General features: G+C 37.7%; 24 protein-coding genes and 1 tRNA gene. 22 read left to right on the top strand and 3 right to left on the bottom strand.

Features of this window, described 5'->3' with window-relative positions:
- Positions 1-333: 333 nt before the first annotated feature.
- From ACKGJN_RS02635 to dusB, 4 genes are all read left to right on the top strand, one after another.
- Positions 334-1464 carry an acyltransferase family protein gene (locus tag ACKGJN_RS02635; RefSeq protein WP_409537873.1) on the top strand — a complete coding sequence of 377 codons (1131 nt, stop codon included), beginning with the start codon at positions 334-336 and terminating at the stop codon, positions 1462-1464.
- Between the two features lie 48 nt (positions 1465-1512).
- Positions 1513-4464 carry a glycoside hydrolase family 3 N-terminal domain-containing protein gene (locus ACKGJN_RS02630; protein ID WP_409537872.1) on the top strand — a complete coding sequence of 984 codons (2952 nt, stop codon included), beginning with the start codon at positions 1513-1515 and terminating at the stop codon, positions 4462-4464.
- Positions 4465-4607: 143 nt separating this feature from the next.
- Complete coding sequence (locus tag ACKGJN_RS02625) at positions 4608-7019, top strand: outer membrane beta-barrel protein (RefSeq protein WP_409537871.1); 2412 nt, start codon at positions 4608-4610, stop codon at positions 7017-7019.
- A 241-nt stretch (positions 7020-7260) separates the two neighbouring features.
- Positions 7261-8253, top strand: coding sequence for a tRNA dihydrouridine synthase DusB (gene dusB, locus ACKGJN_RS02620; protein ID WP_409537870.1), 993 nt, complete (start codon positions 7261-7263; stop codon positions 8251-8253).
- Here the strand turns inward: dusB and ACKGJN_RS02615 are convergent.
- Positions 8250-9449, bottom strand: coding sequence for an ABC transporter permease (locus ACKGJN_RS02615; RefSeq protein ID WP_409537869.1), 1200 nt, complete (start codon positions 9447-9449; stop codon positions 8250-8252). The two genes, dusB and ACKGJN_RS02615, sit on opposite strands and share 4 nt — an antisense overlap.
- A 1-nt stretch (position 9450) precedes the next feature.
- On the bottom strand, positions 9451-9846 hold the full coding sequence (rbfA, locus tag ACKGJN_RS02610) for a 30S ribosome-binding factor RbfA (RefSeq protein WP_409537868.1): 396 nt from the start codon (positions 9844-9846) through the stop codon (positions 9451-9453).
- Positions 9847-10287: 441 nt separating this feature from the next.
- On the opposite strand from rbfA, the gene mce reads away from it, so the two are divergent.
- The 12 genes from mce to ACKGJN_RS02550 all read left to right on the top strand — a co-directional run bounded on the left by mce (position 10288) and on the right by ACKGJN_RS02550 (position 19811).
- Positions 10288-10695: a methylmalonyl-CoA epimerase gene (mce, locus tag ACKGJN_RS02605; RefSeq protein WP_409537867.1), complete on the top strand. Its 408-nt coding sequence runs from the start codon at positions 10288-10290 to the stop codon at positions 10693-10695.
- Between the two features lie 129 nt (positions 10696-10824).
- Positions 10825-10898, top strand: a tRNA-Ile gene (locus tag ACKGJN_RS02600).
- Positions 10899-11267: 369 nt separating this feature from the next.
- Positions 11268-12131, top strand: coding sequence for a hypothetical protein (locus ACKGJN_RS02595; RefSeq protein WP_409537866.1), 864 nt, complete (start codon positions 11268-11270; stop codon positions 12129-12131).
- A gap of 295 nt (positions 12132-12426) precedes the next feature.
- On the top strand, positions 12427-12771 hold the full coding sequence (locus tag ACKGJN_RS02590; RefSeq protein WP_409537865.1) for a DoxX family protein: 345 nt from the start codon (positions 12427-12429) through the stop codon (positions 12769-12771).
- Positions 12772-12773: 2 nt separating this feature from the next.
- Entirely contained in the window at positions 12774-13118 is a 345-nt protein-coding gene (locus ACKGJN_RS02585; RefSeq protein ID WP_409537864.1) for a DoxX family protein, read from the top strand.
- Positions 13119-13582: 464 nt separating this feature from the next.
- Positions 13583-14164 carry a cytochrome b/b6 domain-containing protein gene (locus ACKGJN_RS02580; RefSeq protein WP_409537863.1) on the top strand — a complete coding sequence of 194 codons (582 nt, stop codon included), beginning with the start codon at positions 13583-13585 and terminating at the stop codon, positions 14162-14164.
- A 148-nt stretch (positions 14165-14312) separates the two neighbouring features.
- The gene (locus ACKGJN_RS02575) at positions 14313-14561 is read left to right on the top strand and encodes a hypothetical protein (protein WP_409537862.1); all 249 of its coding nucleotides are present in this window, start codon (positions 14313-14315) and stop codon (positions 14559-14561) included.
- Positions 14562-14589: 28 nt separating this feature from the next.
- Entirely contained in the window at positions 14590-14997 is a 408-nt protein-coding gene (locus tag ACKGJN_RS02570) for a hypothetical protein (protein WP_409537861.1), read from the top strand.
- A gap of 49 nt (positions 14998-15046) precedes the next feature.
- Positions 15047-15778 carry a hypothetical protein gene (locus ACKGJN_RS02565; protein WP_409537860.1) on the top strand — a complete coding sequence of 244 codons (732 nt, stop codon included), beginning with the start codon at positions 15047-15049 and terminating at the stop codon, positions 15776-15778.
- A gap of 94 nt (positions 15779-15872) precedes the next feature.
- Complete coding sequence (locus ACKGJN_RS02560; RefSeq protein ID WP_409537859.1) at positions 15873-16772, top strand: CPBP family glutamic-type intramembrane protease; 900 nt, start codon at positions 15873-15875, stop codon at positions 16770-16772.
- 405 nt (positions 16773-17177) lie between these two features.
- Positions 17178-18755 carry a SulP family inorganic anion transporter gene (locus tag ACKGJN_RS02555; RefSeq protein WP_409537858.1) on the top strand — a complete coding sequence of 526 codons (1578 nt, stop codon included), beginning with the start codon at positions 17178-17180 and terminating at the stop codon, positions 18753-18755.
- Between the two features lie 909 nt (positions 18756-19664).
- Positions 19665-19811, top strand: coding sequence for a hypothetical protein (locus ACKGJN_RS02550; RefSeq protein ID WP_409537857.1), 147 nt, complete (start codon positions 19665-19667; stop codon positions 19809-19811).
- Between the two features lie 334 nt (positions 19812-20145).
- Here ACKGJN_RS02550 and ACKGJN_RS02545 read toward each other — a convergent pair whose 3' ends face one another.
- Positions 20146-20733, bottom strand: coding sequence for a riboflavin synthase (locus ACKGJN_RS02545; RefSeq protein WP_409537856.1), 588 nt, complete (start codon positions 20731-20733; stop codon positions 20146-20148).
- 59 nt (positions 20734-20792) lie between these two features.
- On the opposite strand from ACKGJN_RS02545, the gene pdxA reads away from it, so the two are divergent.
- From pdxA to accC, 6 genes are all read left to right on the top strand, one after another.
- A complete protein-coding gene (gene pdxA / locus ACKGJN_RS02540; protein WP_409537855.1) occupies positions 20793-21839 on the top strand; it encodes a 4-hydroxythreonine-4-phosphate dehydrogenase PdxA in 1047 nt (348 codons plus the stop codon).
- A 95-nt stretch (positions 21840-21934) separates the two neighbouring features.
- Entirely contained in the window at positions 21935-22480 is a 546-nt protein-coding gene (locus ACKGJN_RS02535) for a YceD family protein (protein WP_409537854.1), read from the top strand.
- A 9-nt stretch (positions 22481-22489) separates the two neighbouring features.
- On the top strand, positions 22490-22687 hold the full coding sequence (rpmF, locus tag ACKGJN_RS02530; protein ID WP_409537853.1) for a 50S ribosomal protein L32: 198 nt from the start codon (positions 22490-22492) through the stop codon (positions 22685-22687).
- Between the two features lie 171 nt (positions 22688-22858).
- Positions 22859-23854 (top strand): beta-ketoacyl-ACP synthase III, encoded by a 996-nt coding sequence (locus ACKGJN_RS02525; protein ID WP_409537852.1) that lies wholly within the window; start codon positions 22859-22861, stop codon positions 23852-23854.
- A gap of 22 nt (positions 23855-23876) precedes the next feature.
- Positions 23877-24377 (top strand): acetyl-CoA carboxylase biotin carboxyl carrier protein, encoded by a 501-nt coding sequence (gene accB / locus ACKGJN_RS02520; RefSeq protein ID WP_409537851.1) that lies wholly within the window; start codon positions 23877-23879, stop codon positions 24375-24377.
- A gap of 51 nt (positions 24378-24428) precedes the next feature.
- A complete protein-coding gene (gene accC, locus ACKGJN_RS02515) occupies positions 24429-25781 on the top strand; it encodes an acetyl-CoA carboxylase biotin carboxylase subunit (RefSeq protein WP_409537850.1) in 1353 nt (450 codons plus the stop codon).
- The last annotated feature ends 206 nt before the right edge of the window (positions 25782-25987 follow it).

Here is a 25987-nt window from a genome sequence, read left to right as displayed (position 1 = left end):
GAATGACATGCCCAGCGCGTTTTTTATCATTCTGAACGAGCTTTTGGGCGAGGAAGAATCTCTACGCTGTGTAAGGGTTCGGTGTGTTTAAAATGTGATTGACTTTTAATTGTGATTCGTCCCTCCAGTACGCGGGATTCTTCACTTCGTTCAGGATGACATGCTAAGCGTGTTTTTTGAAATTCTGAACGAGCTTTTGGGCGAGGAAGAATCCTTACAGCGAATACGCGGAATTCTTCACTAAGGAAGAGGTGAAAAACAAGATTATATTATAGCCGAAAATTTTTTATTTCTGAAATTAATAAAGCAGGTCAATAATTAATACTGAAGTTCATGATGTTAAAAACTCAGCAACGCTATCTTGCTCTGGACGTGCTCCGGGGACTCACCATCGCCCTAATGATTTTAGTAAATACACCCGGAAGTTGGGCCACTATTTATGCGCCGTTCAGGCACTCCGCCTGGCACGGTTTTACCATTACCGATCTGGTATTCCCCACATTTCTCTTTGTAGTTGGGAACGCAATGAGTTTTAGCCTTAGGAAATACGAGGGGAAAGAAGAAGGCCTTTTCCTAAAAAAAATATTTAAGCGCAGCATATTGATCTTTCTTATCGGCTTGTTTCTGAATGCTTTTCCATTTTTATACAGAGATGAGGCAGGCTATCTGGCATTTAAGAACCTGGCCAATATCAGAATTATGGGGGTTTTACAGCGGATAGCCTTATGTTATTTAATTGCTTCCCTGCTGATTCACTATTTAAAATTAAAAATTTCGATAGTGGTTAGCATTCTGATCTTATTTGGATACTGGCTTGTAATGTATACCTTCGGAGATCAGCCGGAACCATATAGGTTGACCGGAAATGCCGCATTAAAATTCGATTTGATGTTGTTCCGCCCTGAAAACCTTTATCGGGGTTTTGGCTTGGCATTCGATCCTGAAGGTTTGTTGAGCACTTTTCCCGCTGTGGCAAATGTTGTGGCGGGATACGTGGCCGGAATTTTTATTCAAAAGTCGGGAAACACGTTTTCAACTGTTTGGAAACTGGTGCTGTCCGGAATAATTGCGGTGATCCTGTCCGAGATCTGGGATCCGTTTTTTCCTATTAATAAAGCGATCTGGACCAGTTCGTATGTATTGCTGAGCATTGGATGGTCTCTTATTATTATTGCGTTGCTTATTTTAATAATCGAATTGTGGAAGTTAAAAGGGTGGACCTATTTTTTCGAGGTTTTTGGGAAAAACCCTTTGTTTATCTATGTGCTTTCTGGTTTGGTGGTGATGTTAATGAATATCATCCTGGTAAATTCTGAAGGTTTACAAACATGGATCTATAAAAACGGGTTTTTGAGCTGGCTCACCGAATTTAACGCCTCGCTTGTTTTTGCCATTTGTTATGTGCTGGTAATGTGGATCGTGGGTTATATTATGGATAAACGAAAAATATATATTAAGGTTTAATCGTTTTTAAATCTGAAATCTGTCATCAATAAAAATCAATTTTTAATTATGAAATTTTTACACCCAGTTTGTTTTGCTTCAATTATATTTTTTTCAGGAATTTCCCTGAAAGCACAGGAAAATAAGCAAAAAACTCCCGAATTTTTACAATATACCAATAGCACCTGGGTAGATTCCTTAATGGAAAACTTAACCCCGAATGAACGAATTGCCCAACTTATTATGGTTGCGGCATATTCAAACAGGGGAGAGGAACATCGGCAGGAAATCCTTGATTTGATCAAAAATCAGAAAATAGGCGGGTTAATCTTTTTCCAGGGAGGGCCAATAAGACAGGTTAGCCAGATGAACGAATATCAGGCATCTTCAAAAGTCCCGTTATTGGGTGCAATTGATGCCGAATGGGGATTGGGAATGCGCCTGGACAGCACCATAAGTTACCCGTTTCAAATGGCCCTGGGAGCGATCCAAAATGATTCTTTGATCTATGCGATGGGAACCGAAATAGCCCGGCAAATAAAACAGGTTGGATTGCATCTTAATTTTGCCCCTGTGGTCGATGTAAATAATAATGCCAACAATCCGGTGATCAATTTCCGGTCTTTCGGGGAAAATAAATACAATGTCGCTGAAAAAGGAATCGAATATATGCGGGGCTTACAGGATGGTGGGGTATTGCCAACCGCAAAACATTTTCCCGGCCATGGTGATACTGATGTCGATTCCCATTATGCGTTGCCTCAAATAAATCATTCCCAGGCAAGGTTGGATTCCCTGGAGCTTTATCCCTTCAGGGAAATAATAAAAGCCGGAATTGGCGGGGTAATGATTGCCCATCTGGATATCCCTGCCCTGGATTCTACCGGGGTACCTTCAACATTATCAAAACCCATAATCACCGGTTTGTTGAAAAATGAATTGAACTTTGAAGGTTTAACAGTTACCGATGCGATGAACATGAAAGGCGTAACCAAAGACAATTCCCCCGGAATCGTAGATAAAGACGCCATTCTTGCCGGGAATGATCTGTTGGAATTTACGGTGGATGTACCGCTTGCCATTGCCGAAATACGCAATGCCATAAACCAGGGTCTTATCTCACAGGCTGAAATCGATAAACGATGCCGAAAACTCCTGGCACTCAAACAATGGGCGGGATTAAATGAATATCAACCTACTTCTTCGGTAAACCTGTTGGAAGATCTGAATAATTCAGATGCCGAATTATTTAGCAGAAAACTCACAGAAGCTTCGCTTACCGTCCTCAAAAACGACAACGATCTCTTGCCGTTAAAGGATTTGGAAAACCTGCAAATCGCTTCCGTTTCTTTTGGAAGTGAGAACAGCGTTTTTCAGGAAGCTATAAGTTTATACGCAAATATTGCTCAATTTCATCTTCCCAATGATGCAACTGTGGAGCAGGTAAGTGAAATTAAAAATGCGTTCGAAAATTATAACCTCGTAATTGCAGCTGTTTATGACGAAAGTAAATTCCCCAGGAACAACCTGGAACTTTCAACTGAAGCTCAGGAATTCCTTAGCGAATTGGCGGGCAAAAAAAACACGGTTGTCACATTTTTTAAGAATCCCTATGTGTTGGATAAGTTGGAGGGAATTGAAAACTCCCCGGCTTTAATACTTACCTATCAGGACAGCAAAAACGCGCAGGACCTGGCGGCACAGCTTATTTTTGGCGGAATTGGCGCAAGCGGAAAACTCCCGGTGAGCATAGGCGAAAAATTTAAGGAGGGATCCGGCCTTGACGTTGAAGGCGGGACCCGGTTTAAATATACCCTGCCGGAAGAAGTGGAAATGGATTCAGAAATACTCTATAGGCGCATAGATTCCCTGATGCAGGAAGCAATGAATGAAAAGGCGATTCCCGGCGGACAGATTTTGGTGGCCAGAGATCAAAAAGTGATTTTTCATAAGGCTTATGGCGAACATATTTACAGCGATACCACAAGAGTAAAACTCACCGATATTTACGATTTGGCTTCGGTAACCAAGGTTTCTTCAGCATTACCGGCCTTGATGAAGTTATATGATGAAGGGAAATTCAATTTGGAAGCTGGGATAGAAACCTATCTGCCTTATTTCAAAAATTCAGACAAAGCAGGTGTTCCGTTCAGGGAAATCCTGGCACATCAGGCGGGATTTAAACCCTGGATCGCTTACTGGAAAAACACCCTTCGAAAAAATGGCAGCTATAAATGGAACACCATCAAAAAGGATTCTTCAGCCAGATTTCCAATAAAAATTACCTCAACGATGTGGTTGCATAAAAGGTATAAATCAAAAATATTTAAAGCCATAAAAAAATCCCCTTTGGAAGCTGAACGAAAATATTTGTATTCCGGCCTTGCTTTTTATTTGCTTCCCAGCATTGTTGAAGAAATCACCGATGAAGATTTTATAGCCTACACAAATAAAAATTTTTACAACCCATTAGGAGCCACGACCCTTACTTATAAACCTATGGAAAAATTTCCGATGAACAGGATCATACCTACTGAAAACGATTATTTATTCAGAAATATGCCACTGCACGGAACAGTGCATGATGAAGGAGCAATTATGATGAACGGAATTTCGGCCAATGCCGGATTATTTTCAAATGCTAACGATCTGGCAAAATTGATGCAAATGTACCTCAACAAAGGGAATTATGGCGGAAGGCAATATATTTCAGAAAAAACAATAGAGGAATTCACCAAATATCAATTTCCTGAAAACGATAATCGGCGGGCATTGGGGTTTGATAAACCCACTTTAGGCGAGCGAAAAGCAGACGGAAATGCAGCAAGGGAGGCAAGCGATTTAAGTTTTGGACATTCAGGTTTTACCGGAATTATGGTTTGGATGGATCCGGCAAAAGATCTTCTTTACATTTTTATGTCAAACCGGGTTTATCCCACAAGGGATAATACGCGATTATATCAGTTAAATACCCGAACCAAAATTCAGCAGGTTTTATATGATGCGATAAAAAAGGATTAATTTCAATCCCTCATTGAGGGTTTAATTCCCCGAAGCTTACCTATACTTTGTCATTTTTTTGGAATTAAGAATGAAATGATAATATTATCTTTCAGAAATACTATATTTGATCAACAAAAACCCCAATTTTCAATTTATTGTTGATGAAGCACTTATATATCCCCCCACTTTGTTGCCTGATTTTCCTTGTTACATTTTCCACATTTTCCCAGAATTCTGTTAAAGGCTCCGTACTATTTCCAAACCAGGAAGGAGTTGCCTACGCAAATGTAGTCCTGATGGAAAACGATTCTACCACTGTTTACAAAGGCGCCGTTACAGATGAACAGGGAGATTATCTGTTCGAAAATATTGTAACTAAAGAATATGTTCTTATCGCAAGTTTTGTTGGTTTTGAACCCTATATAAAAAAGATTTCAGTAAACGGAAACAGCACGCTGAACACCATAGTTTTAAAGGAAGATGCCGGAGCTCTTAATGAAATTACGATCAATGCAAAAAAGCCAACGGTAACCAAGACGATAGACAGACTTATCTTCAACGTTGAAAATTCCACCCTGTCTTCAGGGAATTCGTGGGAAATTTTAAAAAGAACGCCCGGGGTGATTGTAACACAAAACCAATTATTGGTGCGCAACAATATAGTGGCAGTTTATATCAACGACAGGAAAGTTCATTTATCTGCTTCAGAGCTGCAAACCTTGCTGGAAAGTTATTCTGCAGCAAACATAAAATCCATTGAAGTCATCACCAATCCGCCGGCGCGCTATGAAGCTCAGGGCGGAGCCATTTTGAATATAGTTACCAGCAGCAATATTAGCCCGGGCTATAAAGGAAGTCTCAACGGAACCTATACCCAGGCCATTTTTCCGAAATACCAGTTTGGGACCAGCCATTATTTCAAAAGTGAAAAGCTGAATGTTTTTGCGAATTATAGTTTCAGTCCGCGGAAAGATTTTAAAAATGACGACAGCTATATCAATTTCATAAATGAAGATGGCGCCGTATTCTCCCGATGGTATACAGACTTCAACAGGACTACCCGTTCCCAGGCACACAATGCCAATCTAAATATGGATTATGCCATAGATAAGAGGAATACATTGAGTTTTTCTGCCAATGCGATGTTATCGCCCAACAGGACTTTTGATAATGTGGTGGAAACCGATATAAGGAGTGCTCAGTTTCAGCTGGATTCTTCATTTGTTACCCGAAGCGGACTCGAAAATGATGAGAATAATATTGCGATGGATTTAAAATTTACGCACCTCCTGAAAACCGAGGGAGCTCAAATTTCAGCGGAAGCCCATTATACCAATTTCAACCAGGAACGCAGGCAGGATGTGCTTTCCACCTATTTTTCACCGCAGGATGCTGTTTTAAACAGAATTAGTTTTTTAACCGATGCAGCTCAGGAAATCGATATTTTCACCGCTCAGGTGGATTACCAAACTCCAATAGGAAGTACTGCTTTTGAGATGGGGGCAAAATCATCTCAGATAAATTCTGAAAGCGGGATAGATTATTTTAATACACAGAACAACAACCGCCAGCTTATTGAAGGTTTGTCCGACAACTTCCTGTATGATGAGGCTATTTATGCCGGCTATGCCAGTATTACGAAAGACTGGGATAAATGGGCCGTAAAAGCAGGACTTAGAGGGGAATATACCGATATTACCGGAACTTCAAATTCTATGGGAGAAGTCAATACCCAGGAATATTTTGAACTTTTTCCCACCGCCTATTTGCAGCATAAAATATCCGATGATCATGTGCTTACTTTAGATTATTCCAGACGAATTGCCCGTCCTAAATACGAGAGTCTAAACCCTTTCCGGTATTTCCTGAATGAAAATAATTTCAATGCCGGAAACCCAAATTTGAAGGCAGCTATCAGCAACAATTACAATTTAAATTATACGCTGAAGGGTCAGTATTTCTTTGATCTTTACTATAAGGATGACGGGATAACACCTACAACCCTGGCATTTCAGGATAACAGGAATCTAACTATAAGAAATGTGAGTACGAATTTGCTGGAAAACAAATCCTATGGGCTTGATGTTTTTCACGGAAGGTCTATAACGGGGTGGTGGTATGCCCAGGCATTTACTTCCTTATTTCACATGGAAAATACTTTTTTGGCAGTTGAAAGCGGAAACGCCGAAGTCACCAATGAGGCAGATGGGATACAGGCCTATGTCTACAATGTTTTTACGCTTTCTAAAGATGGCACTTTTGAAGGAAATCTATTCTTAATGCATGTTTCTGATTTTATTTCCGGTTCTTATAACTTGGATCCTATGACCACTTTTTCAATAGGTTTTAGAAAAACCCTTTGGAACAACAGGGCAGAGGTAAGTCTGAATTTTGAAGATATCCTGAATACCACCAATACACGGTTGACATCTCAATATCTTAATCAGGATAATTCCTTTTACGCACAGGAGGAATTGCGCTATGTGCGGTTTGGATTTAAGTACAACTTCGGTAATTTCAGATTAAGTGACAATCAGCGCCAAATAGAAGCTGCAGAGCGGGACAGGATTTAGGCCCGGCCCCCTAACCCCAGAAGGGGGGAACTCTCACTGCTGCGATTCACCAGGACGAACCCTAATTCCAAATCTCGCATATCTACTTTCAACTTTGAATTGTTTTTAACAAACATACCCCTGGTAGAGTAGGCATTTTAAGTCTTTCTTAAATTTATTTCTTCAGAATTCCAGTTTCATAAATTTCACCTTCGGGGGTTAGGGGGATTTTGCTTAATTTTGCACCTTAAATAAAAAGAGTGTGTCCAAAATAGGTAACATAGATGTAGGGGAATTTCCATTGCTTTTAGCACCAATGGAAGATGTAAGCGATCCGCCGTTTCGTGCCTTGTGCAAGGAACAGGGAGCAGATGTAGTATATACCGAGTTTATCTCTTCAGAAGGGCTTATTCGCGATGCTGCCAAGAGCAGGATGAAGCTGGATATCTATGAAAAGGAACGCCCGGTGGGCATACAGATCTTTGGAGCCAATCTGGATTCCATGCTGCAATCTATTGAAATCGTTGAAAAATCCAATCCCGATATCATTGACATCAATTTTGGCTGCCCGGTAAAAAAGGTGGTTTCCAAGGGAGCTGGTGCCGGGATCCTGAAAGACATCGATTTAATGGTTTCTCTAACCGCGGCCATGGTGAAGCATACCAATTTACCAATCACCGTGAAAACACGTTTAGGCTGGGATCATGATTCCATAAAAATTGTTGAGGTTGCCGAAAGATTGCAGGATGTTGGTGCAAAATCCATCGCCATTCACGGCCGAACCCGCGCCCAGATGTACAAGGGTGTTGCCGATTGGGGTCCAATTGCCGATGTTAAGAACAACCCGAGAATGCATATTCCCATTTTTGGAAACGGAGATGTGGACACTCCGGAAAAAGCGATGGAAATGCGTGATAAATTCGGTTTGGACGGTGCTATGATAGGCCGTGCAAGTATTGGATATCCCTGGTTTTTTAGAGAGGTGAAACACTTTTTTGCCACAGGGGAACATCTTGCACCGCCAACCCTGGAGGAACGCGTCCAGGCCGCCAGAAAACATCTTCAAATGGCAATAGACTGGAAAGGTGAGAAATTAGGTGTTTTTGAAACCAGAAGACATTATACAAACTACTTCAAAGGAATTCCGCATTTTAAGGAATTCCGCACAAAAATGGTGACCAGCGATCATTCTATAGATGTTTTTGCAGCTTTTGATGAGGTAGAAAAAGAATTTTCAGGATTCGAATTCGTTTAGGCCTGAATCGCTTTTTTGCTTCTGCTGGCGGCAATATAGGAGGCTGTCATTCCTAAAATTCCAATAGTTACCAAAACTAAAATAATATTTTCGGCTTTTATCTTAACAGGATAGGGCAGCGAAGGTGTTATCATTACAAGATCAAACTGCAGTTGCAGGTAAACCAGGATCAGGGCGAAAAGCACCCCTATAAATCCGCCTACAATAGTCATAAGCGCACCTTGCATAAAAAAGATGTTTTTAATGGTATTTTCAGTAGCGCCAAGACTGTAAAGCGTCTTAATATTTTCCCTTTTATCCAGGATCACCATAATGATGGATCCTACCACATTAAAAAGCGCAATAATAAGCACGAGGGTGAAAATAAGATATACCGCAAGATTTTCGGTGTTAAGCATTTTATAAAGCGTTTCATTAAGCTGGGCACGGTTTTTAACCATAACATCCTGACTGAGGATCTTTTTAATTTCTGAAGTTACTGTTTCAGGGTCGGCTCCCGGAGCAAGTTTTATTTCCATAGCCGAAACCTGATTTTCTTCCAGTTCAAGCAACTGTCGCGCAAAACTTATATTTGCGAATATATATTTGCTGTCTAATTCTTCATTCACGCTGTAAATTCCGGTAACCACGACGCCTTCTTTATTAAACGCATCAGTTGGGACGGTAACCTGACCTTTTCCCGGCCTGGGAACCATGATTTCCAATAAATGATTATAATCGTACGCACTAAGGGTTAGCAACCTGGTAATCCCATTACCTGCCACTACCTGAAAATCACTGTCGGTAAGCCAGTTTCCATACACGATGGAGCTGTCTATATTATTCACTTTACGATATTCAGAATCTACGCCTTTTATAAAAGCGGTATGGTTTTTTGATCTGTAATCCAGAAAAATACGTTCTTCCACGATTTCAGAAGAAGCAGAGATCCCCTGAATTTTATATAAATTTTGTTTTTCCGCTTCAGAAATACTGATCGTTTTTCCGCTTGACGGAAATACTTTAAGATCTGGGTCAAATTCGTTGGAGAAGCTTAAGCTGAAATCTTTTAATCCGGAGAATCCGGAAAGCACAATAAATAATGAGAAGGCTCCCGCAAAAACGCCTACTGCGGCAATAATAGTGATGATATTGATCGCATTATTGCTGCTTTTGGTAAATAAATACCGTTTGGCGATGTAGAGGGAAAAATTCACTTTAAGATTTTTTCCGTGGATCCAAAAGATCGGGATCAGAAATTGGGTTTTCCTCGCCCCTGATGGATTTGTCTATCTTTTCTATATATTCCAGGGAATCGTCTATAAAAAAAGTAAGTTCCGGCATTCTTCGCAGCTGATGTCTTGTGCGTTGCGCCAGTTCGTGTTTGATCTTTGATTTTATAAGATTTATTCCTTCCAATACTTCATTAGCTTCCTTAGATGGGAAAATGCTGATATATGCCTTCGCAATCGAAAGATCGGTGGTGACTTTTACCTTGGAAACAGACACTAAAACTCCATGAATCCCTGAATCCCTGATATGATTTTGCAGGATGTCCGCCAAATCTTTTTGCAGAACTCCGCCTATTTTCTTTTGTCTATTTGTTTCTTCCATACTGCAAAAGTAATATATTTAAATAGCATAGTATTTTTATAATCGGAAATTAGCTGTTTTATCCAAAGGATATGAATTTATTATTCCTGGTAATCCTTCGAAATAATTTTTTAAGCCACGAATGCACGAATGATTTTATAAAAAGCACTGTTGCCGGTAAATATTTTTAGAAAGCTGAACCACACATTCATTGGACATTGCAATGGGATTTTTAATAAACAAATTGCTTTTTTGAATTTTTCAATAATACTGATAATGCCATAGGCGGAACGATCTTGACTCTTTACCGGACATTAATTATAAAAAGCAATTGAAATAATGTTTAGTGGTTTTTTGAAAACATTAAAACCTGTATTCAGAAGCTAATTACTTAAGATTATACTTCTAATTAATACCAAAAACATAAAGGTCACTATCTTTATGATTCATTAAATAAAAGAGATGAGAAAAATCGAACATATAGGCATGGCCGTTAGGGATATAGAAGAAGCGAATAAAACCTACCGGGCCCTGCTCAATACAGAACCCTATAAGGCTGAAGAAGTGGAGAGCGAAGGTGTGCTTACTTCATTTTTTAAAATTGGGGACAGCAAGATCGAACTGCTGGCAGCTACAAATCCTGAAAGCCCAATAGCCAAATTCATTGAAAAACGGGGAGAAGGAATTCACCATATCGCTTTTGATGTAGAAGATATAGAGGCGGAAATAAGCCGATTGGAAAAGGAAGGTTTTGTTTTGATCTCGAAAAACCCCAAAAACGGCGCGGATAATAAGATGGTAGCCTTTTTGCATCCCAAATCCTCACACGGTGTTTTGGTGGAATTATGTCAGGATGCAGGTTCCAGATAATGAGACTGTTACAATTAAAGATTTCGGCAATTTTAGTGCAGGGAAAGGCAAAGAATAAAAATAAATAAAAATGCTTGTGGAGTAGGAGGCAATTACATAAATTTGCGCCCTCATTACACCTATTGAGCCGGTCCTATAGCTCAGCTGGTTAGAGCACCTGACTCATAATCAGGTGGTCCCTGGTTCGAGTCCAGGTGGGACCACGAAAAGAAACCTTGCCAACGGCAGGGTTTTTTTGTTTCCCGTCTTGACGAGAAGCCTGTCCTGAGCGAAGCCTTTTCAGGCGGAGTCGAATGGAGGACAGGTGAAACCACAGAATACAATTAAAATCCCGACAAACAGTGCGTTTTGTAGGGATTTTTTATTTTAGGGTGCGGTATGAGAGGCGCTAACCTAAACTGACCTCAAAATCATACATCTCTATATGCCATTTTCAGGACATCTTTATTTGCAGAAAACCGTAAATTTTTATTTTTCAATAACAAAAATTTAGAAAAATCAAAATATTCCTGAATATTTTATAAACTATTAAATCAATGTTTATAATTTCCCCAAATCAAAATGATCGATAGATGAAAGAAATTCAGGTTGGTTTTTTAATGTCCTATGATTATAAATTACTTAAAAACTCCATTCCATTAGTATACAGGGAAGCTAATGCTATCACAATTGCACTGGATGACAACTTAAGGACCTGGACAGGAGGAAAATTTGAAGTTGACGACAATTTCTTTCATTGGCTTAAATCTTTTGATACAGAAAATAAGATCAGCATTTACAGGGATGATTTTTATGACTCCAGTTTAACCGCGATGGAGAATGAGGTAAAAGAACGAAAAATGCTGGCCTCGAAAATGGGAATTGGCAACTGGATTATTCAATTAGATAGCGATGAATATTTTGTGGACTTTAAAAAATTCACCAAAGAACTCAGACTGAGAAATAAATATTTGAACCATCCCAAGGAAAACCAAATTCAAATTGCTGGTTATTATATCAATCTATATAAATACACCGATGAAGGGATATTATATGTATCCAAACCACGAAATCAAAAATTTGCTACGAACTATCCCAGTTATGTAACGGGCAGAAACACCAATAAACAGGTGATCTATATTCCGGTTATAGTTATCCACGAATGCTTATCGCGCAGCGAAGAGGAAATCCGGACAAAATTCACTAATTGGGGTCATTCCCATCAAGTGGATATCGATGGTTTTCTGGAAAAATGGCGAAAAATAGATCATTCCAATTATGATCAGTTTGAAGATTTTTTTTATCTCGAACCTGAAAAATGGAAAAGGCTAAATTATGTAAAAGGCAAAACGTTTACCGATATTTCTGACAACCTCAATTATGCTGCTTTAATGCCTTCAAAAACCCATATAATGAGCAAAAATTTTGGTCAATGGTTTAAGTTTCTATTTAAATAGAAAATTCAATTATAAAAACGACAAACTGCTCAGCCTACCAACTGAATATTTTAGCGATCCAAAAATCATCTTTTGTTACGACCCTGAGTTGAATTTGTCCAGGGCACAAACAATAAAAAAGCCTATATTTGGGTGCATATCCAATTTGGTTTGGAGGCTTTTGGCTTCCAAAAAGTGTAAACAGGGTTTTTATATTTTTTAAGAAAAAAATACAGAACCAAAAGACAAGCATGCAATTTCGATAGAGGATTAGTTTCCAATAAAACAACAGTAAAATTCAATGAAAAATTAAGTTATGGAGAACATTACGAATATTGCCCAATTAGTTGTCGCCCTATCTGTGGCCTTTGTTTGGATTTTTCGTTTTGAAAATATTGTAAAGGAATTTAAACAATACGGATTAAGTAGCCTTACCCGCACTATGGTAGGAGCAGCCAAGCTTGTGCTTGCAACCTTACTGGTTGTAGGGATTTGGTATTCGGAGTTGGTTCTTATACCGGCGATCCTTATGGGAGTTTTGATGGTAGCAGCCCAGTACTTTCATTTTAAGGCAGGAAATCCCTGGAAAAAACGATTACCATCCTTGGTGTTACTGCTTCTAAGTGCCTATATTGCTTTGGCTGCAGCAAACCTGCTTTAGGAATGGGCATACTGCACATTCTTATTATTGTTTCCGGGATTTCATTTTTGTTTTACGGGGTGTCCTATTTTACTTCCCCTTCTATGAAAGCCGAATTCATACGTTTTGGCCTGGCAAAGTTTGGAACGCTAACCGCTGTTTTTGAAATTACAGGCGGATTAGGACTGCTGCTAGGCTTATTTATTCCCTTTTTACTTTTGATTTCTTCGGCCGGCCTGGCGCTGTTAATGCTGTTTGGCTTTATTACCCGGTTATATATAAAAGATAGTATTTGGGTTTCTTTGCCCGCTTTTTTATTTATGCTTTTAAATATTTATATTTTTATGGTAACCGCAAATCTGCTGTAATTTTAGTCCCAACTTTCTTCTCTTGTAATTCTATTTTCTAATGCTATTGGTTTTTGGGCACTTTTTAAAACCTGAAAAATGCCTAATTGTATACCACCCTAAACTTTTAGCATCGAACTCAAATTTATCCTTTTTTACATTGCTTTTATACAGTCAATCATAACAATTCACTATAATGTTTTAGGGATTCGGTTACATCTAAATATCCTGAAATTATATGGTTTTACGGAAGTGGTAGTGATAAAATTTCAATAAATTTAAGGGAAATTTGATAAGTCTGCTTTTATACTGGATTCATTAAATATCACGGTATAAAAAGGGTGGATGTAATACCGAGGTTCAAGCCTAAAAACAAATATTATGAAATGAGCATAACGGCAACTCAATGCAAACACCGATGAAGATATGCGAATTACTCCCGATAGCCATCGGGAGACCTTTTAAAAAATAATAAATATCTACATATGAAACAATCGTATTCTAAAGTTTATCGAATCATACATTGGGCAATGGCCATTTCATTCATCCTTTTATTGATCACAATTTTTTTGAGGTTAACCTGGATGAATAAGGATAACATGGCAGGTATAATTGAAATTTATCTTAGTGAAACCGGCCAGGTTTTATCTCAGGAGCAATTAATTGTTTTAGCAAAACAAATTAGAAAACCAATGTGGGAATGGCATATTTATATAGGTTATTTTTTAGTTGGTTTATTTATTATTCGGTTCCTGCTGCCATTTTTTGGAAAAATGAAGATTTCAAACCCATTCGATAAAAGATTGAATACCAAGGAAAAACTTCAAAAATGGAGCTATATCATCTTTTACGTAGGTGTTGTAATCTCTTTGGTTACCGGACTCATAATTGAATTAGGCCCTAAGGATTTAAAAAAACCTATGGAAGAGATCCATATACTTTCTATCTATTATTTAGTTCCGTTTGTTGTAATTCATCTTGCAGGTGTGTTATTTGCAGAATTTACAGACCAAAAAGGTATTGTATCAAGCATTGTGAGCGGGAAAAATGAAGACAAGCAAGTTTAAGTATACGGTTTCCCATAAGGGGCAGCAACAAAATTTTAATAGATTTACAGTAAATGTGATAAATCTACTTTTATCCGTTCCAGATCTTGGTATGGTAGGGTGAGGCTGGGGCATAACGAATTGGCATTAATACCACAAAATTCGAAATATGAAGAAAATTTACACAACATTTATTTTAGGTCTATTTATAATATATGAGGGTTATAGTCAAGATATTATTGACTCGGAAACGAAAAGGACAGTAATAAGCAATGGAATTGGACTTGGAAGCGTAATTGCCGGAGTGACATCCTGGGAAAGAAACAAATCGGTATTATTGGCAATTATTCACGGATTTTTTAGCTGGTTATATGTTATATATTTTGTCCTGACTCGGAAAAAAGCGGAAAGAAAATAAATTTGTCAACTAAGAATACGAAGAACCCATGAGCAGCCCTGAAAATTCAGTTAAAATTGAATCCGACAGGATAAAAATTATCGAACCCAAAAAACCTGTGCGGTTTATGTTTTTAATGATCCTAGCCATTTCCGGGACCCAGGGATTCTTTTCCTTATTGAAGTATATAGAAACAAGCGAAACAGGCCACCTTTTTATTGCATCTTTTATGATAGCTCTTTTTGTGCTTGCTTTAATTAAGGAAATCTTTTTTGTGTCCTATCAGAATGAAATAGCTATTAACGAGGTTTCCAAAATAAGAATACTACCAATTCTATTTGGTAGGGGAACGGTTTTTCTGGAGATAAAATTCAGAAAAAAAACAAGGCAGGTTTTATTGAATAAGGGAAAAGCCAATAAAATTATGGAAGATTTAAATCCCCTTATTTCCCTCTGAAAATGATAATGGCATGAGAAATATAATCTTCTCTACCCATTAGCATAAGATGGCAACAGTTGATGAAAACAATACTATGATGAAAAAATTACCTCAATTACTATTTCTGATTTTTATCCTTGGATGTTCTCCAAAAATTAAATCCATAACTGAATACACTAAGAATAATAACGCTTTTACTAAAAGTCGGGTTGCAGAATTTGATAAAAAGGGCTATAAAGTTTTGGAAAGAAATTTCGGAAAAACAAGAAGCAATAGAATAGTAAGAATCCAGTATGAGAATGGAAAAAAGGTAAAAGAAACCGACTGTGATTACTTCCAAAAACAGGATACTTGTGTTGTTAGACAGATTTCAGTTTATGAGTACAATCCAAAAGAAAATTTGAAAATACAGACAATGTATGAATCTGATACCGCTATTAGATTTATTCGTAAATATCATAAAATCGGAAATTTGGAAGTCATTAAAACAAGCACCTGGGAAATGTTCCCATCTAAAGATCCAGACCCCGAAAAAGCTATGAAACTAACCGATTCTGTATTTTACGATTCAAAAGGAAGAGAAATTAAGCGAATTCATCATAACGAAGATTTTGATAAGCCCTGGGTGGAAATATTCAAGTATTCAGATAAGGGTTACACCAAGGGAATTTCAGGTACCAGAATGGACACGACAAGATTTTACAAGTATTCAAAACCTGATAAATTGAGGAATAAAAAGGAAATTGATTTTGAATTTAAAGATACCACAGCTTTTAAATACGAAATTAAGTATTACTAAGCTCAGAACTGGCCCGAAAGCCATTTCGCAATTCCAGGTGGGGAGTGATGGAAACTGAACAGCTACATTCTAAAGCAAATAAAAATTAACAAAATTGATAAGACATAAATCTAAGAACTGGCTTTTACTTTTAGGAATAATCACAGCATTGCTATTTGTATTATTATACAATTTTGTTGGAAGTGAACATCCTTACAAAGGTTCAAGAAATTATTCTGATGTGCCATTAAAAGTAATGTTGTTTTTAACACTTTTATTTGCGCCTTTATTTGAGGAAATTGCTTTTAGAGGCTTTTTTACAGGTAAAAAATGGATTAAAATTGCAGCTATTATTTTTCTACCAATTTTTGTCTTAACTGTTAATGCTTCGATGGAGTGGTTTGTAATTGTACTTTCAATGCTCTTTATTGCGGCTTATCTATTGAGCCTGAAATATGAAAACAAAATTCTTGGAAATATTAGCATTTTATTAAATATTCTTTTGTTCACTGCAATTCATTACACTTTAGAAGATTTTTATTCCCCTGACTACTTTTTCACTCCCTTGGCTCAACTTTCTATAGGTTGCTTTTTGATCTGGATTACCATTAATTTTAACCTTTTAAAGGCTATGCTGTTCCATTTTCTCTGGAATGCCGGCATTATGCTCTTTTTAATTTATAGCCTTCAATTTCCGGATACTGAAACAAAAATCTTTAGCAATGAAACTTTTCAAATAGAATGGGTTAAGGTTCCTGTATTCAATAATGAGAATGCTCAGGTTAATATATCAGAAGGTTTTATTGAAGGAACAAATATAGAGGCCAGGAAATTTCATTTTATAGTTTCCACCATTAAGACAAAGGATAAAATAATGCAGTATGAGCCTTATGTGATATATAATTTCAGCGTCCAATCTTTAGATACTCTTACCTCATTAGAAGATCTTAAAGAAGAGACCCTAAAGTTTCTGGAAAACCAGGAGCTTGTTTTCAAAAAAGAAAAAGAAATTTAAATGTGGGGATTCAAATTAAAAACTTGTTTCAAATTAAGTAACCAGAGATTTTCGCAACCTGAAATCTATCACTGGGAGAAGTCTCACGCCTTCGAATCTCTTCAGTTTAATACATATACTTGACTCAATTTTTTATAAGTTTTTTCCATTTCCTACCTCGTATGCTTGCATCGAGGATTTTGATTTGAATAAAAAAATACTTTTTTCCTCAAAACCCCGATCCTCTCCGAGTGCATTTAATTCCATAGCCTACTGATTTTCAGTTAATAATCCTAAATATATGTCTTTTTAAAAAATCAGGTATATTCTTTTAAAATGTAGTAGTTTTGCATTTTTTAAATTTTTCCTGAAATTGTTGCAAGCAGCTGCCTTTTGAAGGTTTTCCAAAAAACATCTCTACCTAATATGAAAGAAAATATTCAATTCCTTAAAAAACATTTTGTAACCGATATTTCTGCAGGTCTGGTTGTATTTCTTATTGCCCTGCCGTTGTGTCTTGGAATATCTTTAGCCTCTGGAGCGCCGCTATTTTCAGGAATTATCGCTGGAATTATAGGTGGTATTGTGGTGGGTTTCTCGAGTAATTCAAGTATCAACGTTAGTGGTCCTGCTGCAAGTGTAGCCTTAATTATATTCACTGCAATTCAAACCCTTGGGAGTTTTGAAGCGGTTTTGGTCGCGGTTATTTTTGCCGGGTTTTTGCAAATAGCTTTAGGATATTTAAAAGCCGGAACAGTAGCATACTTTTTCCCTAATGCCATGATTAAAGGGATACTTGCTTCTATTGGCCTTATACTTATACTGAAGCAAATTCCACACGCTTTTGGGGTAGCTGGTGCTTTTGAAAGCGTTGAATCTTTTACAAATTATGATGGATCGAATACTTTTTCCGAGATTCTTAAAATATTTTATGAGATAAGTTATGGTGCCACTATCATAACAATCGCATCTCTAATAATAATTATTGGTTGGGATCGTCCTGTCTTAAAACAATTTGCATTTTTTAAATACTTCCCATCTGCATTGGCTGCAGTGGTAATCAGTATTTTTTTAAATGAATTTTTTAAAGTTTATTTTCCAGATTTCGCATTGGAATCCAGTCAGCTGGTAAACTTACCTGTTGCGGAGTCCCTGGGTGATTTCGCTGGCTTCTTTCAGTTTCCCGATTTTTCGGTAATCGGAAATGTTGAGGTTTATACTATCGCTTTATCCATCGCATTTATCGCGAGTTTAGAATCGCTTTTAAGTACAGAAGCAGGAGATAAACTTGATCCTTATAAAAGACGAACCTCAACAAACAGAGAGCTTAAAGCTCAGGGTATTGGAAATATAGTTGCAGGTTTAGTAGGGGGCTTGCCTGTAACTGCGGTAATTGTAAGAACATCTGCAAATGTTCATGCCGGTGGTAAGACCAAAACAGCAACTATAACACACGGTATTATTATGTTGGTATGTGTTGCCGCAATCCCAGTGATTTTAAACTTAATCCCTTTAGCGGCATTATCTGCAGTGTTATTTGTGGTTGGATATAAGCTTACCAGCGTAAGTATTTACAAGCAGGTATTTAAGCAAGGTAAAAAACAATTTCTGCCATTTATCATTACAATTTTAGTAGTGATGTTTACAGATCTTATTACAGGTATAATCGTGGGTGGTACCATTGCAGTATTTTTTATTCTTAGAGATAATTATAAAAATGCCTACATCAACGAAGAAAAAGTACATAAGGAATCGGAAAACAAGCGTGTGCTTAAGCTCGCCCAGGAAACCACTTTTTTAAATAAAGCTGATATTATGCTTTTTTTAGATCACTTGCCTGAAGATTCGCATTTGGTAATTGATGGAAGTGATGCAAAATTTATACACCATGATATCTATGAGATCATTGACGAATTCAAGGAAACTGCAAAATATAAAAACATCAAGCTTGAGATCGTTAATCTGGACAGAACACTTCATACTAAATTTTGGAAAAAACAGTAATTAGTTTTTCCGACAAGGTTTATTTAAGAAAAAATCAATTCCCTCCTGAGCACGCTCAGGAGGGAATTCCTTTTAAAGGCAATCGCAAACGAACTTATTTTGAAAATTCCCTGGTTCACTTCTGGAGTAATAAAGAATACTCTTATTTTAAATTTCTTTATTGCAACCAATTCCTACGCCATTTAAATTCCTGAGGAATATAAAAAACTCTGGTCAGCCTCTGTCGTATATTCCTGTAGATCAGTGTCCGATTTAAGTACTAATCCATTTATATCTGATTTTTTTTATCGGGAATTATGCTTTTCATCGATTAAAATGAATTTTTCGTCGAATTGTTTTGAAACCTAATTTGTTTTAAAATAGGTTTGCTGTTATGCCTCAAGTTATCACTAACCTTTATATGAAGAAAATAGTCCTTTTTATTGCGATATTATTTTCATTTTCGTCTTATGCCTTGGTCCAAGTGTGTGATAATGGGTTTAAATATTGCGAAGGGGGATGTAATCCAGCAGCATATTGCAACCGAAAGAATCCACCGCCTCCTGGACTCGTAGTTCCCATAGATACCAACATTCAGTTTCTTTTTATCGCCGGACTTGGACTGGGAATCTATTTTTTAGTTTTCAGAAAAGGAAACCAGCACTTTCCAGACTTCCGGAAATAAAAAATAAATAATTAGTAGTCTATTGCTTAATTATTTATCTTTAAATTTCAAATACTCCCGTGCCCCTCTTAAACGGAAATTTTAAGCAGATTCGCTCTTACACCCCCACTTAGAGTTTTTATAAAAAATTATTGTGAATTTTACATGATGATCTTATGAAAGCGTCCGGAATTTTCATACTAATACTATCTCTAATACTAACTTCTTTAAGCTGGGGTCAAACTGCTGATCTTCCTGAACCTCAGATGGATACAGGCCCTGGGGGACCTCCTCCTCCGGGACTGGTAGTCCCCATAGATACCAACATCTATATTTTATTGATAGCCGGAATCTTCCTGGGGATCTATTTTCTTCTTTTATCCCCAAAAAATTCTCTTTTTGCCAGGCAATAACAGTTCATCAAAAGATGGAAAATGTTTCCTCACTTCTTAATTTTTTGATCTCAGAAGATTGAATCTATTTTTGTAATTAAAATTCTTGTAGTACATTACGCACAATTATGAGAATGAAATTACCCTATATTTTCCTTTTGTCGGTATTTTTAGTGTTTTGGTCTGTTTCTATGACAGCTCAAAGCCATAACTTACCCCAGCCTCAGATGTCTACTGAGGAGACTTGTTGTTCACCGCCTCCAGGATTGGTAGTTCCTATCGATGAACATAGTTATATACTTGTTTTTGCAGGTCTGGGTATGGGAATTTGCTTCTTAAGGCTTAGAAAAACCACCTAAGAGTGCTCGGTGAGCCTTTTTACGTATTTTCCAATCACATCAAATTCCAGGTTGACCGTATCACCTTTCTGGAGATATTTAAAAATGGTGTTATTATACGTATAAGGAATAATTGCAACGCTAAATTCATTTAATTTTGAATTAACCACCGTAAGACTAACGCCATTAACTGTTATGGATCCCTTCTCTATAGTGATATTGCTCATTTCTGGATCATACCCAAAGGTGTATATCCAGCTGCCTTTTTCCTCTTTTACTTCCTTACAAATTCCGGTTTGATCTACATGTCCCTGTACTATATGGCCATCCAGCCTGGCTCCCAATTGCATTCCCCGTTCCAGGTTTACAAATTGCCCAGCCTTTAGATCTCCCAAATTTGTTTTTTCCAAAGTCTCCTTAATTGCAGTTACAGTATAAATGGGGTTTTCCAGCCCAACAACGGTTAAGCAAACGCCATTATGGGAAACACTTTGATCTATCTTTAATTCAGGTGTCATTTTAGCCCAGATCTTTAAATTTAGATTTTCGTTTTCATAAGTGGTTTCCACCACCTCTCCTATTTCTTCTACAATTCCGGTAAACATATGTTTGGATTATTCTTACATTTGTGATGTAAAAATAGAAATAAAAAAGGGGATAGAATATGAAGTCTGCGCAAAAGATAAAATTGGGAATCAGTATTGGGGATCTAAATGGAATTGGTGGTGAGGTCATTATAAAGACTTTTGATGACTCCAGAATGCTGGATTTTTGTACTCCTATTATCTTTGCATCGGTTAAAACCCTGAGTTTTCTGAAAAAACATTTTGATCTTTCTATTAACTTTCAGGGAATTGAGAAGCCTTCAGAAGCAATAGATGGAAAAGTGAATGTGATCAATGTATGGAAAGAAAATGCGGTGATTAATTTTGGAGCTGAAGATCCCGAAAGCGGGAAATACGCTTTTAAATCGCTGCAGGCCGCAACAAAAGCCTTGAAGGAGGATGAAATCGATGTATTGGTAACTGCCCCTATCAATAAAAATACCATCCAGTCTGAAGAATTTAAATTTCCGGGCCATACAGATTATCTTGCACGCGAGCTTCAGGGAGACAGCCTGATGCTCATGATCACAGATAATTTAAAGGTAGGTTTGTTAACAGATCATGTTCCGCTGAAAGATATTGCCGGGATAATAACCCCTGAGCTAATCGAGAAGAAAATTTCAACGATACAAAAAACCCTTCAGCAGGATTTCAGGATATCCAAGCCTAAAATTGCTGTTTTGGGAATCAATCCGCATAGCGGAGATCATGGATTGATAGGGCAGGAAGATGAAACTATTTTAAAGCCCACCATTCAGAAGTTAAAAGATAAAGGGAATTTGGTTTTTGGCCCATATGCAGCCGATAGTTTTTTTGGTTCTAAAAATCACGAAAATTTTGATGCCATTATAGCATCCTATCATGACCAGGGACTTATTCCATTTAAAACACTTTCCTTTGGAGAGGGGGTGAATTTCACCGCCGGATTAAAAAAAGTAAGAACCTCCCCGGATCACGGAACTGCATTTGAGATTGCAGGTAAAAATTGTGCGAATATCAACTCCTTTAAAGAGGCTGTTTTTAAAGCTATCGAAATTTTTAAAACCCGGAAGGAATATAAAAAACTAACCAAAGATCCGTTGAGGAAACAGAGCAAAAAGATATAAACAAATATTTGTTTATATCAGATTGATAATTCATTATATTTTATATCTTTGCACCTGCCTTTTCCGAAGGGCAGACGCTCGAAATAGATGATGTTATGAAGAAATTAGAAGCGTTTACAATCCCTTTTGTAGGGTTGAAACAAGGAAAGCATACTTTTGATTATCAAATAGATAAAGAGTTCTTTGAACATTTTGAATACGATGAATTTAACAGCGTCGATGTAAAAATCGATTTGCTGTTCGATAAAAAACCAAGCATGATGGAGCTTACTTTTAAAGCTTCCGGAATGGTAAATGTAAATTGTGATCTCACCAATGAACCTTATGATCAACCTGTAGACGGGGAATTGATCATGGTGGTAAAGTTTGGAGATGAGTTTAACGATGATAATGAGGACTTATTGATCCTTCCACATTCGGAATATCAATTAAATGTCGCGCAGTACATTTATGAATTGATCGTATTATCTGTTCCATTAAAAAGAGTTCATCCCGGCGTAATAGACGGGAGTCTGAAATCTGAAGTACTTGAAAAGTTAGAAGAATTGAGTCCTAAAGTGGCTGATATTAAAGAGCATGAAAATGGGGAAGATATAGATCCCCGCTGGAATAAATTAAAAAACTTATTAAACGATAAATAATCCGTAGCAATGGCACATCCTAAGAGAAAAACCTCTAAAACCAGAAGAGACAAAAGAAGAACTCATTATAAAGCTTCTGTTCCACAAATAGCCACAGACCCAACAACAGGAGAGGCACATTTGTATCACAGAGCACATTGGCATGAAGGTAAGTTATATTACCGTGGTCAGGTGCTAATTGATAACACCGAAGTAGTAGAAGCATAATTCAATCGCTTCGTCCAAATAAAACTCTCACATTTACAAGTGGGAGTTTTTTGTTTTAAGTTGAATAAGTCCTAAAAAGGCCTTATTTTGCACCCCAATTCGCAGTAGTTTTGATGCGTTTTTGTTTAAGAAGCAGAACTTTTCTGCTGTTTAGTGTAAAAAATTGCTTTTATGAATGAAATCACAGCCGCTATAACCGCTGTAGGCACCTATGTTCCTGAAGATATATTGACCAACAAGATGTTGGAAGAAATGGTCGATACTAACGACGAATGGATCTTTAGCAGAACAGGTATAAGAGAGCGACGAATTTTAAAAGATCCCAATTTAGGGACTTCATTCCTTGCTATTAAAGCTGCTCAGGATTTGATTGATAAATCCGGAATAGATCCAAAGGAAATAGATCTGGTAATTCTGGCTACGGTTAGTCCCGATCTTCCTGTTGCTGCAACTGCAGTTTATGTTGCCACCCAAATAGGGGCAACAAATGCTTTTGCATACGATTTACAGGCGGCCTGTTCCGGGTTTTTATACGGAATGTCCACAGCGGCTGCATATATCGAATCGGGAAAATATAAAAAAATAGTGGTGATAGGAGCCGATAAAATGTCTTCTATAATTGATTATACCGACAGGACTACCTGTATTATTTTTGGGGATGGAGCCGGTGCGGCTTTGTTTGAACCCAATTATGAAGGCTTCGGAATTCAGGATGAACTCCTTAGAAGTGATGGAATAGGAAGGGAAGCTCTTAAAATTGAAGCAGGTGGATCTTTAATGCCGCCTTCTGAAATTACCGTGGCAAAAAAACTTCATTATGTTACACAGGACGGGAAAACCGTTTTCAAATTTGCGGTTTCCAATATGGCAGATATCAGTGAACAAATAATGAAAAGAAATGATCTTACCAGTGCCGATGTGGATTGGTTGGTGGCGCATCAGGCCAATAAAAGAATCGTTGGTGCAACCGCAAGCCGAATGAAACTTGAGGATGAAAAAGTTCTTATGAACATTGAGCGATACGGAAATACCACTTCGGCAACACTTCCGTTGTTATTAGGCGATTTCGAAAAACAATTTAAAAAAGGAGATAATTTAATTTTTGCAACATTTGGAGGAGGATTCACTTGGGGATCTATCTATCTTAAATGGGCTTATAATTCTTAATAAACCAATACGCTATACTATTATGGATTTAAAAGAAATTCAGAATTTGATCAAGTTTGTGGCAAAATCAGGAGCCAGCGAAGTAAAACTTGAAATGGATGATATAAAGATCACCATTAAAACAGGATCGGATGATAAGGAAAACACTTATATTCAACAGTATCCTATGGGTGGGCAAATGCAGCAGCAAATGCCGGCTCAACAGCAGCAACCTCCCGTTTCCTCTCAGGAAAACAACAAACCCGCCGCTGAAAATGAACAACCAGCAGTAGAGAACTCAAAATACATCACCGTAAAATCTCCTATTATTGGAACGTTTTACCGTAAACCATCCCCGGATAAAGACGTTTTTGTTGAGGTAGGGGATAGTATAAAGGTAGGGGATGTGCTGTGTGTGATTGAAGCGATGAAATTATTTAATGAAATTGAAAGCGAAATTTCCGGAAAAATCGTAAAAGTCCTTGTGGATGATTCGTCTCCGGTAGAATTTGATCAGCCTTTATTTTTAGTAGATCCTTCTTAAAACTCGCTTCAAAGAATTTAATTTTACTTCTTCAGTAATAAATAGATAGGTATGTTTAAAAAAATCTTAATAGCCAACAGAGGTGAGATCGCATTGCGCGTAATCAGGACCTGTAGGGAGATGGGTATTAAAACCGTGGCAGTTTATTCTACTGCCGATGCCGAAAGCCTCCATGTGAGGTTTGCAGATGAAGCGGTATGTATAGGTCCTCCTCCAAGTAATTTATCGTATTTAAAGATCTCAAGTATTATAGCAGCTGCAGAAATTACCAATGCAGATGCAATTCACCCCGGTTATGGTTTTCTTGCTGAAAATTCCAAATTTTCAAAAATCTGTCAGGAACATAATATAAAATTTATTGGTGCCAGCCCGGATATGATCGATAAAATGGGTGATAAAGCTTCTGCCAGAGCCACGATGATGGCCGCAGGAGTTCCTTGTATCCCGGGATCGGATGGAATACTGAAAGATTTTGATGAATGCCGGAAATTTGCCAAAGAAATGGGATATCCCGTGATGCTAAAAGCAACCGCTGGTGGTGGAGGTAAAGGAATGCGTGCCGTTCTAAAGGAAGAAAATCTCCGCAATGCCTGGGATTCTGCCCGTCAGGAAGCAAGTGCTGCCTTTGGGAATGATGGAATGTATATGGAAAAACTCATTCTTGAGCCGCGCCATATCGAAATCCAGGTCGTAGGGGACAGTACAGGAAAAGCCTGTCACCTTTCAGAAAGGGATTGTTCAATTCAAAGGCGACACCAGAAACTTACAGAGGAAACTCCTTCTCCGTTTATGACCGACAGGTTAAGAAAACAAATGGGAGATGCAGCGGTTAAGGCTGCGGAGTATATAAAATATGAAGGAGCAGGGACGGTAGAATTTTTGGTAGATAAACACCGGAATTTCTACTTTATGGAGATGAACACCAGAATTCAGGTGGAACATCCTATCACAGAACAGGTTATAGACTATGACCTTATTAGAGAGCAAATCCTTGTTGCTGCCGGAGTGCCAATTTCAGGAAAAAATTACTTCCCGCAATTGCATTCTATAGAATGTAGAATAAATGCAGAAGATCCTTACAATGATTTTCGCCCTTCCCCGGGAAAGATCACCAATTTACATGCTCCCGGAGGGCACGGAGTTCGCATAGATACACACGTTTACAGCGGATATTCAATTCCGCCAAACTACGATTCTATGATCGCGAAGTTGATCACTACAGCACAAAGCAGGGAAGAAGCCATCAACAAGATGAAACGTGCCCTGGATGAATTTGTGATAGAGGGTGTGAAAACAACGATTCCTTTCCACAGGCAGTTGATGGATCATCCGGATTATATCGATGGAAATTATACCACTAAGTTTATGGAGTCCTGGAAAATGAATCCAATTGTACCCGAATAATAAAACAAATATCCAGAAGAAATCCCGTCCCAATTGATGGTAGTTCCTAAAATAAAAAAACAAAATCCCGGCAGATTTAAAATCTGCCGGGATTTTGTTTTTCAGAATCTAATCTTTAATTTCCCCATACCAAAAAGTTCTGTTTGCATAAACTAAGATATCTGGTTCAAAAGTCTCCAAAACTTTACGTAATTTTCATTTTTAAA

It is taken from the genome of Gillisia xinjiangensis, from assembly GCF_046298265.1.
GTDB lineage: Bacteria > Bacteroidota > Bacteroidia > Flavobacteriales > Flavobacteriaceae > Gillisia > Gillisia xinjiangensis.
Note: the sequence above shows the minus strand (reverse complement) of the source record. Positions and strands in the feature narration are given on the sequence as shown.

Excerpts from the sequence above, each read along its gene's own strand:
- ACKGJN_RS02635 (WP_409537873.1), top strand. The coding sequence starts at position 334 with ATGATGTTAAAAACTCAGCAACGCTATCTTGCTCTGGACGTGCTCCGG.
- ACKGJN_RS02590 (WP_409537865.1), top strand. The coding sequence starts at position 12,427 with ATGGAGAACATTACGAATATTGCCCAATTAGTTGTCGCCCTATCTGTG.
- ACKGJN_RS02555 (WP_409537858.1), top strand. The coding sequence starts at position 17,178 with ATGAAAGAAAATATTCAATTCCTTAAAAAACATTTTGTAACCGATATT.
- ACKGJN_RS02575 (WP_409537862.1), top strand. The coding sequence starts at position 14,313 with ATGAAGAAAATTTACACAACATTTATTTTAGGTCTATTTATAATATAT.
- ACKGJN_RS02570 (WP_409537861.1), top strand. The coding sequence starts at position 14,590 with ATGAGCAGCCCTGAAAATTCAGTTAAAATTGAATCCGACAGGATAAAA.
- ACKGJN_RS02565 (WP_409537860.1), top strand. The coding sequence starts at position 15,047 with ATGGCAACAGTTGATGAAAACAATACTATGATGAAAAAATTACCTCAA.
- accB (WP_409537851.1), top strand. The coding sequence starts at position 23,877 with ATGGATTTAAAAGAAATTCAGAATTTGATCAAGTTTGTGGCAAAATCA.
- ACKGJN_RS02630 (WP_409537872.1), top strand. The coding sequence starts at position 1,513 with ATGAAATTTTTACACCCAGTTTGTTTTGCTTCAATTATATTTTTTTCA.
- ACKGJN_RS02535 (WP_409537854.1), top strand. The coding sequence starts at position 21,935 with ATGAAGAAATTAGAAGCGTTTACAATCCCTTTTGTAGGGTTGAAACAA.
- rbfA (WP_409537868.1), bottom strand. The coding sequence starts at position 9,846 with ATGGAAGAAACAAATAGACAAAAGAAAATAGGCGGAGTTCTGCAAAAA.
- accC (WP_409537850.1), top strand. The coding sequence starts at position 24,429 with ATGTTTAAAAAAATCTTAATAGCCAACAGAGGTGAGATCGCATTGCGC.
- ACKGJN_RS02585 (WP_409537864.1), top strand. The coding sequence starts at position 12,774 with ATGGGCATACTGCACATTCTTATTATTGTTTCCGGGATTTCATTTTTG.
- ACKGJN_RS02625 (WP_409537871.1), top strand. The coding sequence starts at position 4,608 with ATGAAGCACTTATATATCCCCCCACTTTGTTGCCTGATTTTCCTTGTT.
- mce (WP_409537867.1), top strand. The coding sequence starts at position 10,288 with ATGAGAAAAATCGAACATATAGGCATGGCCGTTAGGGATATAGAAGAA.
- pdxA (WP_409537855.1), top strand. The coding sequence starts at position 20,793 with ATGAAGTCTGCGCAAAAGATAAAATTGGGAATCAGTATTGGGGATCTA.
- rpmF (WP_409537853.1), top strand. The coding sequence starts at position 22,490 with ATGGCACATCCTAAGAGAAAAACCTCTAAAACCAGAAGAGACAAAAGA.
- ACKGJN_RS02595 (WP_409537866.1), top strand. The coding sequence starts at position 11,268 with ATGAAAGAAATTCAGGTTGGTTTTTTAATGTCCTATGATTATAAATTA.
- ACKGJN_RS02545 (WP_409537856.1), bottom strand. The coding sequence starts at position 20,733 with ATGTTTACCGGAATTGTAGAAGAAATAGGAGAGGTGGTGGAAACCACT.
- ACKGJN_RS02550 (WP_409537857.1), top strand. The coding sequence starts at position 19,665 with ATGGATACAGGCCCTGGGGGACCTCCTCCTCCGGGACTGGTAGTCCCC.
- ACKGJN_RS02580 (WP_409537863.1), top strand. The coding sequence starts at position 13,583 with ATGAAACAATCGTATTCTAAAGTTTATCGAATCATACATTGGGCAATG.
- ACKGJN_RS02525 (WP_409537852.1), top strand. The coding sequence starts at position 22,859 with ATGAATGAAATCACAGCCGCTATAACCGCTGTAGGCACCTATGTTCCT.